This is a genomic window from Streptomyces sp. CB02959, assembly GCF_002803155.1.
Taxonomy (GTDB): domain Bacteria; phylum Actinomycetota; class Actinomycetes; order Streptomycetales; family Streptomycetaceae; genus Streptomyces.
This window is the reverse complement of record NZ_NNBP01000019.1, coordinates 42,267-57,396: the sequence shown is the minus strand read 5'-3', so window position 1 is coordinate 57,396 and position 15,130 is coordinate 42,267. Positions and strand designations below refer to the sequence as shown.

At 75.2% G+C, this 15,130-nt stretch carries 10 protein-coding genes; 7 read left to right on the top strand and 3 right to left on the bottom strand.

Annotated features, from left to right (window positions below):
* The first annotated feature begins 28 nt into the window (after positions 1 to 28).
* From CG747_RS27835 to CG747_RS27825, 3 genes are all read left to right on the top strand, one after another.
* Positions 29 to 1,453, top strand: coding sequence for a carbohydrate ABC transporter permease (locus CG747_RS27835; protein WP_100604598.1), 1,425 nt, complete (start codon positions 29 to 31; stop codon positions 1,451 to 1,453).
* Positions 1,450 to 2,385: a carbohydrate ABC transporter permease gene (locus CG747_RS27830; protein ID WP_180985728.1), complete on the top strand. Its 936-nt coding sequence runs from the start codon at positions 1,450 to 1,452 to the stop codon at positions 2,383 to 2,385. The genes CG747_RS27835 and CG747_RS27830 overlap by 4 nt, the downstream gene beginning before the upstream one ends.
* A gap of 272 nt (positions 2,386 to 2,657) precedes the next feature.
* Positions 2,658 to 3,605 carry a class I SAM-dependent methyltransferase gene (locus tag CG747_RS27825; protein WP_100604597.1) on the top strand — a complete coding sequence of 316 codons (948 nt, stop codon included), beginning with the start codon at positions 2,658 to 2,660 and terminating at the stop codon, positions 3,603 to 3,605.
* 45 nt (positions 3,606 to 3,650) lie between these two features.
* On the opposite strand, the gene CG747_RS27820 is transcribed toward CG747_RS27825, so the two are convergent.
* Positions 3,651 to 4,340 (bottom strand): bifunctional 2-polyprenyl-6-hydroxyphenol methylase/3-demethylubiquinol 3-O-methyltransferase UbiG, encoded by a 690-nt coding sequence (locus CG747_RS27820; protein WP_100604596.1) that lies wholly within the window; start codon positions 4,338 to 4,340, stop codon positions 3,651 to 3,653.
* A 253-nt stretch (positions 4,341 to 4,593) separates the two neighbouring features.
* Between CG747_RS27820 and CG747_RS27815 the strand changes: the two genes are divergently transcribed.
* From CG747_RS27815 to galE, 3 genes are all read left to right on the top strand, one after another.
* The gene (locus CG747_RS27815) at positions 4,594 to 8,292 is read left to right on the top strand and encodes a CDP-glycerol glycerophosphotransferase family protein (RefSeq protein ID WP_100604595.1); all 3,699 of its coding nucleotides are present in this window, start codon (positions 4,594 to 4,596) and stop codon (positions 8,290 to 8,292) included.
* A 307-nt stretch (positions 8,293 to 8,599) separates the two neighbouring features.
* Complete coding sequence (locus CG747_RS27810; RefSeq protein ID WP_100604594.1) at positions 8,600 to 10,279, top strand: glycosyltransferase family 2 protein; 1,680 nt, start codon at positions 8,600 to 8,602, stop codon at positions 10,277 to 10,279.
* A 44-nt stretch (positions 10,280 to 10,323) separates the two neighbouring features.
* The gene (gene galE, locus CG747_RS27805) at positions 10,324 to 11,310 is read left to right on the top strand and encodes a UDP-glucose 4-epimerase GalE (protein ID WP_100604593.1); all 987 of its coding nucleotides are present in this window, start codon (positions 10,324 to 10,326) and stop codon (positions 11,308 to 11,310) included.
* A gap of 90 nt (positions 11,311 to 11,400) precedes the next feature.
* Here the strand turns inward: galE and CG747_RS27800 are convergent, their stop codons facing one another.
* A complete protein-coding gene (locus CG747_RS27800) occupies positions 11,401 to 13,029 on the bottom strand; it encodes a CocE/NonD family hydrolase (protein ID WP_257980790.1) in 1,629 nt (542 codons plus the stop codon).
* 104 nt (positions 13,030 to 13,133) lie between these two features.
* Between CG747_RS27800 and CG747_RS27795 the strand changes: the two genes are divergently transcribed.
* Positions 13,134 to 13,844: a TetR/AcrR family transcriptional regulator gene (locus tag CG747_RS27795; protein WP_100604591.1), complete on the top strand. Its 711-nt coding sequence runs from the start codon at positions 13,134 to 13,136 to the stop codon at positions 13,842 to 13,844.
* A 53-nt stretch (positions 13,845 to 13,897) separates the two neighbouring features.
* Here CG747_RS27795 and CG747_RS27790 read toward each other — a convergent pair whose 3' ends face one another.
* A complete protein-coding gene (locus CG747_RS27790) occupies positions 13,898 to 14,965 on the bottom strand; it encodes a serine aminopeptidase domain-containing protein (protein WP_107490324.1) in 1,068 nt (355 codons plus the stop codon).
* Positions 14,966 to 15,130 lie beyond the last annotated feature (165 nt).

The following is a 15,130-nucleotide window of genomic DNA, read 5'->3' as shown; positions in this document are numbered from 1 at the left end:
CTCGATCGGGAGCGGGGGTTCGTCGGCGATGAGCGATGCGGGTGCGGGTGCGGGGGCGGACGCGGGGGCGGTGGTCGCGGCGGAGGGGGGCCCTCCGGTCGGGGGCCCGGCGGTCGGGGGCCCTCCGGTCGGGGGCCCGCCGGTCGGGGGCGGGGCGCGGCGGCGTGCGGTGGCGGGGTCGCGGCGGTGGGTCGCGGTGGTGTTCCTGTTGCCGGCGTTGGTGCTGTTGGGTGCGTTGGTGGTGTATCCCATCGGGTTCTCGGTGTACCGGAGTCTTTTCGACGCGTCCGGGAACGGCTTTGTGGGGCTGGGGAATTACGGGGCGATGTTCTCGGACGAGGGCATTCGGACGGCGTTGAAGAACAACGTGGTGTGGGTGGTGGTGGCGCCTGCGGTGTCCACCGCGCTGGGGTTGATCTTCGCGGTGCTGACCGAGCGGGTGCGGTGGGGTACGGCGTTCAAGCTGGTCGCGTTCATGCCGATGGCGATTTCGATGCTGGCGGCCGGGATCATCTTCCGGTTGGTCTACGACCAGGATCCGCAGCGTGGGGTGGCGGATGCGGTGTGGGTGGCGGTGCATGACACGTTCGCGGAGCCGGCGCCGTTCCCGGGGGCCAAGCCGCGGCCGAACGCGGATCTGCGGGCGTCGGGTGGTGGGGCGTTCACCGGGCGGTCGGTGGTGCGGGCGGGGGTGCCGGTGGATCTGCCGTTGGTGGCGGTGCAGTCGTCGGATGTGCGGGGTGCGCGGCCGGCGGTGGCGGCGCGGCCGCGGGCGGGGCAGGTGACCGGTACGGCGTGGCTGGATTTCACCCGTGGGGGCGGGGGGCGGCCGAATGTGATCGATCCGGGTGAGAAGGCGCTGGCCGGTCTGACGGTGGAGGCGGTGAAGGGCGGCCGGGTGGTGGCGTCGGCGGTGACGGCGGCGGACGGGACGTTCGCGTTGCCGGCGGCGGAGGCGGTCGGGGCGCGGGTGCGGTTGCCGGCGGCGAATTTCGCGGCGGCGTACAACGGGGTGGACTGGCTGGGTCCGGCGTTGGTGACGCCGGCGATCATCGGCAGTTATGTGTGGATGTGGGCCGGTTTCGCGATGGTGCTGATCGCGGCGGGGTTGGCGGGGGTGCCGCGGGAACTGCTGGAGGCGGCGCGGGTGGACGGGGCCGGCGAGTGGCAGGTGTTCCGTCGGATCACGGTGCCGTTGCTGGCGCCGGTGCTGGTGGTGGTGCTGGTCACGCTGATGATCAACGTGCTGAAGATCTTCGACCTGGTGTACATCATCGCGCCGGGGTCCAGTCTGCGGTCGGCGAACGTGCTGGCGTTGCAGTTGTTCCAGTCGTCGTTCGGGACGGATGTGGACGAGGGGCTGGGTAGTGCCATCGCGGTGTTCTTGCTGGTGCTGGTGATGCCGGTGATGTACGTGAATCTGCGCCGGATACGGAAGGAGCGCCGTCGATGACGTCGTCGATGTCGGCCGTGGACGGGGCCGCGGGGCCGGCCGGTCGAGGGGTCCGTGCGCGGGGGCGGCGGGCGGGTGGCGGGCCGTCGGTGGCCGCGCGGCTCGCGGCGCGCACCGGGGGCGGTGCGGTGCGGGTGTTCCTGGTGCTGGTGGCGTTGTTCTGGTTGATGCCGTCGGTGGGGCTGCTGCTGTCGTCGTTGCGCAGTCCGGCGCAGATCGCCGAGTCGGGTTGGTGGCAGGTGTTCACCCGGCCCGCGCAGTTGACGTTCGACAACTACAGCCATTTGCTGTCGAACGGGAAGGTGATGGGGTCGCTGGTGACGACGGCGGCGATCACGGTGCCGGCGACGGTGCTGGTGGTGGTGATCGGGTCGTTGGCGGGTTATGCCTTCGCGTGGCTGGAGTTCCCGGGGCGGGATGCCTGGTTCATGGTGGTGGTGGGGCTGCTGGTGGTGCCGGTGCAGGTGGCGCTGATTCCGGTGGCGAAGCTGTTCGGTGCGGTGGGGTTGTTCGAGACGACGGCCGGGGTGGTGCTGTTCCACACGGCGTTCGGGTTGCCGTTCGCGGTGTTCCTGCTGCGGAACTTCTTCGCGGAGATCCCGCGGGAGCTGCTGGAGGCGGCGCGCCTGGACGGGGCGGGTGAGCTGCGGCTGTTCACGCGGGTGGTGATGCCGCTCGGCGGGCCGGCGATCGCGTCGTTGGGGATCTTCCAGTTCCTGTGGGTGTGGAACGACATGCTGATCGCGTTGATCTTCGCGGACAGCGGGCATCCGCCGATCACGGTGGCGTTGCAGCAGGAGGTGCGGCAGTTCGGCAACAACATCGATGTGCTGGCGCCGGGGGCGTTCCTGTCGATGGTGGTGCCGTTGGTGGTGTTCTTCGCCTTCCAGCGGCAGTTCGTGTCGGGGGTGATGGCGGGCGCGGTGAAGTGACCGCCGTGCTCACCGTAGGGCCGCGGCGCTCGCCGTCCGGCCGCGGCGCTCGCCGTCCGGCCGCCGGGTCCGCCGCGGTGGGACGGCGGAGATGACCGGAGCCGGGGGCGCCGCTCACCTTCCGTTCATGTTGCTGCCCCACGATGGCGCCGCTCCGTGAAACGCATGGTGCGACCGGGGTCCTGCGCGCGCGTGGCCGGATTCCGGTGCCGCGCCGCGCCCTCGTGTCGTATATCGCCCTCGATTCCCGACCGTCTGGAGACGGACCGCACATGACTGCCGTGACCGCAGACCAGAGTGCCGACCACCTGCCGCGCCCGACCCGGTTGTCCGAGGTCAAGGGGTGGTTCTTCACCGCCGATCAGCTGCTCTTCGACTGGTTCCTGCGGCATCAGCAGGACGGTGCGGTGGCGGGTGACCTGCTGGAGCTGGGCGCGTACATGGGGAAGAGCGCGATCTTCCTGGGTGCGCGGCTCCGCCCGGAGGAGCGGTTCACGGTCTGCGACCTGTTCGACTCGCCGGCCGAGGACGCCTCGAACTCCCGGGAGATGGCGAAGTCGTACGCGACCCTGACGCGTCGCGCGTTCGAGGCCAACTACCTCTCGTTCCACGAGGAGTTGCCGGTCATCGTGCAGGGGCTGAGCTCCTCGGTGAGCGAGCATGTCGCGGCGGGCAGTGTGCGGTTCGCGCACATCGACGCGTCGCATCTGTACGAGCACGTGCACGGCGACATCCTGGCGGTGCGGGAGCTGCTGACCGACCGGGGGGTGGTGGTGATGGACGACTACCGGGCCGAGCACTGCCCGGGGGTGGCCGCCGCCACGTGGCAGGCGGTGACGGACCACGGGCTGCGGCCGATCTGCGTCACCGGCACCAAGTTCTACGGCACGTGGGGGGACCCGGAGCCGTACCGGGCGGCGCTGCTGGGGTGGTTGGCGGAGCGCGGTGACGTGTGGCACGAGGTGCAGGAGGTCAACGGTGCGCCGCTGGTGCGGTTGAGTGCCAAGGGTGCGAAGGAGCCGGCGCACCCGGTGTCCCGCCACAAGGCGCCGGAGCGGCCGGCGGGGAAGCCGGCGGCGGCGGCCCGGCCGGCCGCCGCGGGTCCGGCGGCGCGGCCGCCGCGGGGTGTGCTGCGGCGGGTCGCGCGGGACGTGCTGCCGCCGATCGTGACCCGGGCACTGGTGCGGGCGCGTGGGCGCTCGGGGCCGGCGGGTCGCTGATCCGTCGGGCGGGCGGGGCGCCGGGGTGGGCCGGGCCGGGCCGGTTCAGCCCCGGGGCACCTGGCCGACCAGGACGAAGGAGTTCGCGCGCAGGACCCGTCCGGCGGTCCGCGGCAGCGGGTGGGAGTAGGTGCGCCGGACCGCGAGCCCGGCGGCTTCGGCGAAGGCCCGCAGCAGGGTGAAGTCGGTGAAGCGGACGGGTTCCGGGCCGGCGCGGTGGCCGGCCTCCTGGGCGGTGATCAGCAGGACGCCGCCGCCGGGCCGGACATAGGGGACGTAGGCGCGCAGCAGGTCCTCGACCTGTTCGTCGTCGAGGTGTTCCAGGACGTGGGCGGTGAGCAGCGCGTCGAAGGCGCCGGGGCGGGCGTGCGGGCCGGCCAGGAAGGCGTCGGCGGTGTAGGCGGTCAGGCCGCGGGCGCGGCAGTGGGCGACGGACCGCGGGTCGTGGTCGATGCCGACGCTGCCGGGGGCGCAGGCGGCGAGGGTGTCGCCGTCGCCGCAGCCGATCTCCAGGACGCGGCCGGGGCCGATCCGGCGCAGTTGCCGGGCGAACGGGGGCCGGGCGGGCAGCAGTCGGGCCAGGCCGCCGCGTTCGTGGAGGACGGGGAGGCGGACGGTGGAGGCGGCCGGGGCGGTGCCGGCCGGGTGCGGGGTGCGGGCGGCGGGGGTACCGGGTGCGGGGGCCGCGGTGTCGGGGCGGTCGGTGGCGGCGGAGCTGTCGGTTCGGCCGGGCATCGCGGGGCGGTCACCTTCCTGGGCGGCGGGCGGTTGCCGGTGTCCGGTGCGCGGGGCGCCGGGCACGCTGTCCCACGGTCTACGCCATCGCGCGGTCACGGGCCGTTCCGCCGCACCTTCGCCTCACCCTTTCAGCGCAGCGCCGGTGACCGGGTCGCCGATGGACGAGTTGAGGGACGAGTCGGCCGCATCGTCCCGTGTGTGCCCCGGGGTTGGTCCCGTGGTCCGCCAGTCCGGAAAGGCTCGTCCGCCCATGAAGCCTCGGCTCACCGTTGTCGTCCCGGTCCCACCCGGTGCGGGGTCCGCACGCCATGTGGAGGAGTGTCTGGAGTCGGTGGCGGCCCAGACGCTGGCGGAACTGGACGTGGTGCTGGTGGACGACGGGCCGCCGGAGGGGTCGCCGCCGGGCCGGTGGCGGCGGTGGGTGGAGCGGGATCCGCGGTTCCGGGTGGTGCACCACGGCGGCGGGGGCCGGGGCGGGGGGTGGAACGCCGGTGCCCGGCACGTCTTTCCGCATACGGAGTACCTGGCGTTCCTGGCGCCGGACGACGTGCTGCTGCCGCGGGCGTACGAGGATCTGGTGGGGTTGCTGGACAAGTCGGGGGCGGATCTGGCGACCGGGAACGTCTACCGGTTGGGGGTGGCAGGGCGGAGCCAGTCGGTGGACCATCCGGCGGCCCGGGAGACGGTGCTGCGCACCCATATCGGTGAGGATCCGGCGCTGCTCGGTGACCACTTCGTACGGAACAAGGTGTTCCGTCGCTCCTTCTGGGAGCGGCACCGGTTCGCTTTCCCCGAGGGGGAGTTGTGCGACGGTGCGGCGGTGGCGCTGCCCGCGCACGTGCTGGCGGAGGCGGTGGACGTGCTGCACGAGCACGTCTGCTACTGGCGGCTGCCGGAGGGTGCGGGGCGGCACCGGCGGCCGAGTGCGCAGGGGGTGCGGGACCGGTTCGCGGCGGTGGCGCGGATGCGGGCGCTGCTGGCCGATCCGGTGCGCCCGGCGTGCGGGCGGCTGCGGGCGGACTACGACCGGGCGCAGTTGACCGAGGGGCTGGTGGACCTGGTGGCGGCGGCGCCGGGGGCGGCGCCGGAGGTGCGGACGGCGCTTCTGGACTGTGCGCGGGACTTCCTGGCGCGGACCGATCCGCGGCTGTTGCGGGCGTTGCCGGTGGAGCTGCGGATGCGCTGGTATCTGGTGCGGGCCGGGCGGTTGGCGGATCTGGGGACGCTGCTGGCGCACGAGGCGCGCAATCCGGGGGGTTTCGCGGTGGTCGGGCCGCCGCTGCGGCGGCGGGTGGCGCCGCCGGTCGCGTTGCCGGCGGGGGTGGTGCGGCTGGAGCGGGCGGACTTCCCGGTGCGGGCGGAGGTCCGGGAGGCGGTGTGGCGGGGCGGGGTGCTGCTGCTGCGGGGGTGGGCCTACGTGCGGAACCTGCCGGCCGGGTCGCGGCACGGTGCGCTGCGGACGGTGGTGCTGTCGTGCGGGCGGCGGCGGATCGTGCTGCCGCTGCGGACGGTGGCGATGCCGGAGGCGACCGCGGCGTCCGGGCAGGAGCTGCACTGCTACGACTGGTCGGGGTTCGAGCTGCGGCTGGATCCGGCGCGGCTGCGGCGGGGCGGGCGGCCGGCGGACGGCGAGTGGCGGGTGGAGGTGCTGGTGGCGTCGGCGGGGGTGGTGCGGTCCGGGGGGTTGGCGGCGCCGGACAGCGGGTCGGGGGCGGCGCCGGGCGGGTACGAGGGCGCGGACGGGGTGCGGGTGACGCCGCGGTATGTGGACGGGCGGCTGCGGATCGCGGTGTCCTGCGGGGTGCGGCGGTTGGCGGAGCCGCCGCGGGTGGTGGGCGGGGCGCTGGAGTTGGCGGTGGCCGCGCCGGGGCCGGCGCCGGTGGCGCTGCGGTTGACGCACCGGGGGACGGGGACGGTGCTGTCGTTCCCGGTGGAGGGGGCGGCGGAGGGGGATGGCGGGGCGGCCCTGACGATCCCGGCTACCTCGGAGGCCCCGGCAGTGACGGCAGTGACGCCGGTCCCGGAGGCCCCGGATGGCGGGGCCCGCGCGGACGCGGCGGGCCCCGACCGGCACGGGGACGGGGACGGGCAGCGGCACGACAGCGGGGACGGGCACGGGTCCGAGCTCGCCGGGGCCGGTGGCGGGCGGTGCGTCGTCCGGGTGCGGTTGGACGTGCTGGCCGCGGCCCGGCCCGCGCGGGACGGTGAGCCGGCCGCGGTCCCGCCGCCGCACACCGAGACCTGGCTGCCGGAGCTGGTGCTGCCCGGCGGCGGCACCGACCCGGTCGTCTGCCCGCCGGGGTCGGCGCCGGTGGCCCATCCGCTGCCGCACGGCCGGGAGGTGGTGGCGGCCGCGTCGCCGGCCGGGGAACTGGTGCTGCAGGACCGGGTCCCGCAGCCGTACGTGGACCGGGTGGTGTGGCGGACGGACGGGACGCTGCTGCTGGCGGGGACGCTGCCGGACGCCGCGCCGCCCGCCCCGGAGCTGGTCCTCAAGCACACCGCGCACGCCACCGAGGCGGTCTTCCCGGCCGTCCACGACAGCGGGCGGTTCCACTGCGCGCTGCCGCTGGCCGCGCTGCCGTCGCTGGCCGGGGAGGTGCCGCTGCGGGAGGGCCGCTGGACGCTGCACCTGCGGGCGCAGGGGGCGGCGGGGTCGCCGCTGGATGCGCCGGTGCGGTACGCGCCGTCGGTCTTCGACGGGCTGCCGGTGACGCGGACGGTGCGCGGCAAGCCGTTCACGGTGGACCGGGTGCGGTACGACGAGGTGTTCGTGGCGGCCGGGCCGGCGGTGCCGCCGGTCGACCGGGGCCCGTACCGGCGTCGGGTGCTGCGCGAGCAGCACTATCCGCTGCACCGCTCGCGGCCGCTCCGGGACACCGTCCTGTACAGCAGCTTCGGCGGCCGGGCGTACGGGGATTCGCCGCGGGCGGTGCACGAGGAGCTGGTGCGGCGGGGGATGGACGTGGAGCACCTGTGGGCGGTGCGGGACGCGCAGACCGCGGTGCCGCCGTCGGCCCGGCCGGTGGTGGTGGGCAGTGCGGCCTGGCACGGGGTGCTGGCGCACAGCCACTGGATCGTCACCAACACCCATCTGCCGCGCTGGTTCGTGCGGCGGGCCGGGCAGCGGGTGATCCAGACGTGGCACGGGACGCCGCTGAAGCGGATCGGGGCGGACCTGGCGGGGACGCTGTGCGGGGGGCTGGCGCACCTGGCGGCGCGGCCGCGGCTGGGCCGGCAGTGGAGCGTGCTGCTGTCGCCGAACGCGGCGAGCACCCCGGTGCTGCGGTCGGCGCTCGGTTACGCCGGGAAGCTGCTGGAGACCGGGCTGCCGCGGACCGACGCGCTGCACGCCCCGGACCGGGACGAGGTGGCCGCCGCGGTCCGCGCCCACCTGGGTGTGCGGCCGGAGCAGCGGGTGGTGCTGTACGCGCCGACACCGCGCGACGACGTGGCGTACGACGCCTCCCACCACCGGCTGCATCTGCCGCTGGACCTGGACGTGGCGCGGGCGGCGCTGGACGGGGACCACGTGGTGCTGGTGCGCAGCCATCCGCAGGTGCCCGACCGGCTGCCGGCGCACCATGCGCCGTTCGCGGTCGACGTGTCGTCGTATCCGGACGCGACCGAGCTGCTGCTGGCCGCGGACGTGCTGGTCACCGACTACTCGTCGTTGGCCGCGGACTTCGCGGGCACCGGCCGGCCGATGCTGTTCCTCACCCCCGACCTGGCGCACTACCGCGACACGCTGCGGGGATTCAGTGTCGACTTCGAGGCGCGGGTGCCGGGTCCGCTGCTGTCGTCGACGGGCGAGGTGGTGGAGGCGCTGGGGGACCTGCCGGGGGTGGCGCGGGCGAGCGCGGAGGCGTATGAGGAGTTCCGGCGGGCGTTCTGCCATCTGGACGACGGCGGGGCGGCGGGGCGGGTCGCGGACCTGGTCATGGAGTGAGGGGGGTGGGCGGGTGGCGGGGCCGCGCGGGTGGCGGCGCGGGTCGGGCCGGTGTGCGGTGGCCGGATCGGCATCTCCCGGCGCCCGCGTCGTTACAGCATGTGCGGGTGCCCTCGCGGAGCGTCCGCGCGGGTTGACGTGCGGCCTCGTCCCGGGGTCCGGTTGGTTACGAGACGGCAATGAGGCGGAAAAAGTAGGCGGCCGCTGCAACCGCTCGGCGGTTTTCGCCCTCTGACCCTGAAGAACTGGGGCCCGAACCCGCCCGCGCCAAGAGCTGCTGTCGACACGAAATGTAGATTTAGTGCTTGTGAATGACGCCCTTGAGTCAGAGCCTGGGCCCGCCCTCACGCCAACCGCGCAGGTCAGCGTCATCGTCATCGCCTTCAACGATGCCGTGCACGTCGCCGACGCGGTGCGTTCGGCGCTCGCGCAGGGGGACGCGGTCGCCGAGGTGATCGCGGTGGACGACGCCTCCACCGACGGCACCGGTGCCGCGCTGGACGCCGTGGCCCGCACCGAGCCGCGGCTGCGGGTCCTGCACCGCGGCGAGAACAGCGGCGGCTGCGGTTCCCCGCGCAACGACGGGCTGCGGGCCGCCACCGGCCGGTACGTGATGTTCCTCGACAGTGACGACGTGCTGCCGCCGGGCGCGGTGCCGGCCCTGCTGTCCGCGGCGCTGCGGCACCAGGCGCCGGTCGCCGCGGGTGCCTGTGTGCGCCGGGAGCTGCCGGCCCGCCGCGATGTGCCCTGGCAGCCGGCCCTCTACCGCGAGCCGGCCGTGTACGACAGCCCCGAGGCCGCGCCGCAACTGGTCCGCGACACGCTCTGCGTCAACAAGCTCTACGCCCGGGAGTTCCTCACCGGCCACGGCATCGCGTTCCCCGAAGGCCGCTACCACTACGAGGACTTCGTCTTCACCGCGCGGGTGCTGGCCACCGCCCCGAAGATCGCCACGGTTCCCGACACGGTCTACGTGTGGCACGTCCGGCGGGCCGCCGCGAAGCAGTCGATCTCCCTGGACCGCAAGGACGTCGCGAACTGGCGGCAGCGCCTGGAGGCGCACCGCACCGTCCTGCGGATCCTCGGCGACGCCGGCCGGAAGGCGCTGACGCAGGCCGCGGCGACCAAGTTCCTCGACCACGACCTGCGGATGTACGTCCGTGAGCTGCACACCCGGAGCGTGGAGTACCGGGCCGAGTGGTGGCAGCTGACCCGTGACCACCTGGCCTCCTTCGAGGAGGCCGAGCTGGCCGCCGCGCACGCCCCGGCCCGCTGGCTGGCCCGCGTCATCCTGGCCTCCACCGCCCCCCGCGACCTGGACCGGCTGACCCAGCTGGCGGCCCGGCCCGGACGGCTGCTGCCCCCGTACGCGACGGACGGCGACGGGGCCCCGGTGTGGTCGGCGGAGCTGCCCGCGGTGCGGTTGGACGGCCTCGGCGCCTTCGACACGGTGGACGCCGCGGACGAGGACGTGCCGGGCACCGACGCGTCCCCGAGCCTGCCGGTGACCGTCGACGCCGATCCGGTGCTGGGCGCCACCGGCGGGCTGCTGCGGCTGCGCGTCCACGACCTGTACGGCCGGCTGGCCGCGGCCGGTCCGGTCGGTGTCGACATCGCGCTGCACCGCCGCCGCGACGACCGCCCCGGCCCGGTGTACACCGCCGCCCTTGAGCCCACCGCCGACGGCACCGCCTGGACGGCCACGGTGGCGCTGGACCTCGCGCCGCTCACCGAGGTGCCCGGATCCCGCCCCGCCGACCCCGAGCCGTGGGACCTGACGGCCCGGCTGACCTGCACGGACGGCACCGCCATCGGGGTGGGGCTGCGGGCCGTGGGGGCCGGTCTGCGGCGCCGGGTGCTGCCCAGCCGGCGCCGGCTGGTGCTGTTGGCGCAGCCGTACTCGACCACCGGTGGTGCGCTGGCACTGCGGGTGGCGTCCGGGCCGCGCAGCGTATGGCGGATCGCCGCCCGGCGGCTGCGCCACTGACCCGCACCCTGTTGTCCCTCTGTTCCCTGCCTAGGATTGGCGCTATGTCTTACCTGATCACGGGTGGTGCCGGTTACATCGGCTCCCATGTCGTAAGGGCCCTGCGGCAGGCCGGCGAGTCGGTCGTCGTCCTCGACGATCTGACGACGGGCGTCCGCGCCCGGGTCCCCGAGGGCGTGCCGCTGATCGTCGGCTCGACCCTCGACCGCGCGCTGCTCGACGCCACCCTTGCCGAGCACGGCATCACCGACGTCGTCCACCTGGCCGCGAAGAAGCAGGTCGGCGAGTCGGTGGAGATGCCGCTGCACTACTACCGCGAGAACGTCCACGGTCTGCAGACCCTCCTCGAAGCGATGGCCGCCGGCGGGGTGCCGCGGTTCGTCTTCTCCTCGTCGGCGGCCGTCTACGGCATGCCGGACGTGGACCTGGTCACCGAGGACACCCCCTGCGCCCCGATCAACCCGTACGGGGAGACCAAGCTCGTCGGCGAGTGGATGGCGCGTGCCGCCGGCAAGGCCCACGGCATCAGCACCGCCTGCCTGCGCTACTTCAACGTCGCCGGTGCCGCCACACCCGAGCTGGCCGACACCGGGGTCTTCAACATCGTCCCGATGGTCTTCGAGCGGCTCACCCAGGGCGCCGCGCCGCGCATCTTCGGTGACGACTACGACACCCCCGACGGCACCTGCATCCGCGACTACATCCACGTCGCGGACCTCGCCGACGCGCACGTCGCGGCGGCCCGCAAGCTCGCCGAGCCGGGCCCGGTGCGGGATCTGACCCTCAACATCGGCCGGGGCGAGGGTGTTTCGGTCCGCGAGATGGTCGACCTGATCGCCCAGGTCACCGGCCACCAGGGCGTCGTCCCGGAGGTCACGCCGCGCCGTGCCGGCGACCCGGCGCGGGTGGTGGCCGCCGCCGACCGCATCGGCAAGGAGCTGGGCTGGGAGGCCCGCCACGACGTCCGCGACATGATCACGTCGGCGTGGGCGGGCTGGCAGCACCACCACCCCGAGTCCCGCCGGGGCTGACGGCCCCGCGTCCGCCGTCCGGGCCGCCCGCTCCCGTTCCCGGGGGCGGGCGGCCCTGCGTTTGCGGGCCCCGCGGTCGGGGTTCCGCGGTCAGGGCAGCTCCAGCACCGACCCGGGGTGCAGGACGACGCGTACCGGGCCGGCCCCGGCCGGGGGCGCGTACCGCGGGAACGCACCCCCGCTGACCTGCAACCGCACCCGGTGCCCGGCCTCGAACCGGTGCGCCGTGGCGGTCATCGGCACCACCGCCTCCAGCGGTTCCGACGCCCCGCCGGGCACCCGCACCAGCCCGTCGCACACATGCACCGAGCGGCCCTGCGGGTCCACGTCGCACAGCCGCGCGAAGACGTCGAAGGCGGCGCCGGCGGCCCCCGGGCCCCGCTCCCCGGTCACCCGCAGCCGCGCCCCGACCGGCCCCAGTACCTCCAGCGGTCCGGCCAGCTCCGGCCCGGTGAAGGTCAGCACGTCCGCCCTGGCCTCCAGCGGCCGGTTGTCGAGGCGTCCGCCGCCCCGGGCGAGCGGCCCGCCGAGGGACGGGGTCGGGTCGGCCGGGTCGTGGCGGAACTCCCCCACCGGCGCGGGGCCGCCCAGGGCCCGTTCCGCGAGCCGGCCGCCCGCGGACAGGTACCAGGGGACCGCCGCGGCGCCCGGGGGCGGCGGCCAGTCGGGCAGGTCCCGCCACTCGCCCCCGCCGCCGGCACCGACGTGCACCCGTACCGGCGTGGGCCGCAGCCCCGCCCGGTCCCCGCCCAGCTGCGCCCGCAGCCACCCCAGACTCTCCGCGAACACCACGGGCCAGCCCTCCTGGAGTGCCGAGGTGTGCGTCCAGGGGCCGACGAGCAGCGCGGTCTCGGAGTCCGCGCTGCGCAGCCGCCGGTACTGTGCGAGGTTCTGGTCGAGGAAGACGTCCTGCCAGCCGCCGATCAGGCAGGTGGGCACCGTCGGGCGTGCCGCGGCCTCCGCCGTCGACGCCCCGTGCCAGTACGGATCGTCCCGGTCAGTATGGGCCAACGCCTCGGCCAGCCAGGGCAGTTCGGCCGCCGGTCCGGTCGGGTACGGCGGCTGCTCGCGGTGTGCGCCGCGGAGCCAGCGCCGCAGCCGCAGCGCCGCCCGCAGCAACGGGCCGACGCCGCGGTGCTGGTGCGCCATCGCGGTCCCCGTCAGCAGGGCGTCCTCCAGGTGGACCGCGCCTCCCGTGTGGAAGTACGCGTACGGATCGTGCAGCCCGATCTGCACCACCATCGCCCGCAGCTCCGGCGGCGGCTCCAGCGCGAGCGCCCATTGCGTGTATCCGAGGTAGCTGGGTCCGATGGTGGCCAGTGTCCCGTCGAACCACGGCTGCTGCCGCAGCCACACCACCGCGGCCCGGCCGTCCGCCGCTTCGTTCCGCCACAGGTGGAAGTCGCCGCCCGATCCGCCCGTGCCCCGGCAGCTCTGCACCACCACGTGGAAGCCCTGCTCGGCGAAGAGGATCCCGTAGAGCGGTGCCCACGGCACTCCCCGGCCGTAGGGCGAGCGCACCAGGAGTGTCGGGAACTCCCCCGGTCCGCGCGGGAAGTAGTGGTCCGTCACGAGCGGGTCCCCGTCGCCGCCCGGCACCGCCAGCCCCGCTTCGCACCCGACCTCGTACGGTCCCGTCGGCACCTTCCGCCACGTCGCCCGCATCCACCGGGCGCTCCGCGCCGGTCGCCCGCCCGGTGCGGTCCATCGCTTGGTCATCGCCGCCCCTCCCACCGAAGACTCATTCTCGTACTGTGTACGAGAATAGCGGATGCTTGGATGTCCCCGGTGGACCGCCCACCCGCGAGAGGAGACCCGCCGCCGTGCCCGCGCCCGCATCCCCCGACCGCCCCCGCCGCGGCCGCCGGCCCGCCTTCACCCGTGAGGAGATCACCGCCGCGGCCGTCGCCCTCGCCGACGCCGAAGGGCTCGACGCGGTCACCATGCGCGCGGTCGCCGCCCGGGTCGGCGCCGGCGTGATGTCGCTGTACAGCTACGCCCCGGACAAGGAGACGCTGCTGGAGCTGATGGTCGACCAAGTCGGCGGCGAACTCCTGCCCCCCGCCCCGCTCGGCGGCGACTGGCGCGCCGACCTCAAGGCCCTCGCCCGCGACCAGCGCGCGCTGATGCTCCGCCACCCCTGGCTGCCGGCCGCCCTGACCACCCACCGCACCGCCCTCGGCCCGAACACCCTGGCCATGCTGGAGCACGCCCTCACCGCGCTCCGCCCCCTGCCCCTGGACGGCGCCGCGAAGCTGGAGGTCTTCAGCCTCCTCACCGGCTTCGTGGCCTCCCACGTCAGCCACGAACTCACCCGCGCCGCGGCCGCCGACGCCCCCGAACGGGCCGCCGCCGAAGCCCGCCGCCTCGCCGCCGTCGCCGCCGACGGCCACCACCCCGAACTCGCCCGGGCCCTCGCCGCCCCCGGCCGCCCCCTCACCCCCGAGGCCACCTTCACCCGCTTCCTGGACCGCCTGGTGGACGGGCTGGACACGCCCCCGGGGGCGGAGACCGGTACGCCGCAGCACGCCTGAGACGCGCCGGCCCCGCCGGACGGGTCCGACGGGGCCGGGCTGCGGGAGGGGGCTCAGCTCGCCGGGGCCTGCCGCCAGGGGCGGACGAAGGCGTGCAGGGCCCGGCGCGCCGCCGGGGCGATCACCGGGGCGTCGGCCGGGGTCCCGGCGGGGTGCAGCAGATGGTCGATACCGGGCAGGACCCGCAGTCCGGGGCCGGTGGTGCGGGCACCGGCGAGCGCGGACAGCAGCGGCGGCACGGTCCGGCACGGCACGTTGGTGTCCTCCGTACCGCAGGTGACGAGCGTGCGCGTGCCCGGTGCGACGCTCCGGGCCACGGACGGCGGGTAGACGGCGTCGTCGCTGCGGACGAAGGCGGCGTTGACCGGCCCGAACATGCCGTCGAGGGCGGCGGCGACGGAGGGCAGCAGTTTCGAGGTGTCCACCGAGCGCCCGGCCCGGAAGTCGGCGATGGCCCGGGTCACGCCGCGCTTGTCCGCCCGCGCCCGCGCCGCGTCGAGCCGTCCGGCCGCGACCGCCCGGTCCAGGGCGCCCGCCAGCTGGAAGTCGACCATGTCCAGCAGCCGCATGTCCTGCGGGGCCAGCAGCGCGAGCCCGGCGGGCTTGTCCCGCACCGCCCGGTCGACGAGCAGCGCCCGGAGGCCGCCCTCGCTGTGCCCGACCACGAGCAGTGCGCGCGGATCGGCTTCCGGCTGGGCGCGCAGGGTGGCGTACGCGGCGACGGCCTGGCGGGTGTAGGCGGCCATGTCGGGGGCGCTGGGCCGGCCGCCCATGCCGGTCCGCCCGGTGCCGTACTTGTCGAACCGCAGGCTCATCACCCCGTCCTCGCCGAGGGCGCCCGCGAGGAGGGACAGGGTGTGCGGGGCGAACCCGGGCGGCGCGTCGCCGTCGCGGTCGGTCGGGCCGCTGCCGGGGATCAGCAGGGCCGCGGCCAGTCTGCGGCCGGCGCGGTGGGCGGGGATGTGCACCGTGCCGTACGCGGTGGTGCCGTCCGCGGTGAACCGGACCTCGCGGTCCACGGCGGGTACGAGGGCGGCGGCCCGGGGGGCCGCGGCCGCCGCGGCCGCGCCTGGTACCGGCCCGGTGGCGACGGCGACCGCCGCCAGTGCCACGGCACACATCCTGCTACGCCAAAGGGGGCGCGAACGCATCGGTTCTCCCTGCGGGTCGAGGTGGTGAGAGGCGGCAGGGAGGAGTGGAGAGCGGACGGTGGTCTGCCGATCCCCCTGTCGACTTGTTCTAGCTTTTATAGAACAAGTTGGCGCCACGGGGCTACGAGGAATACG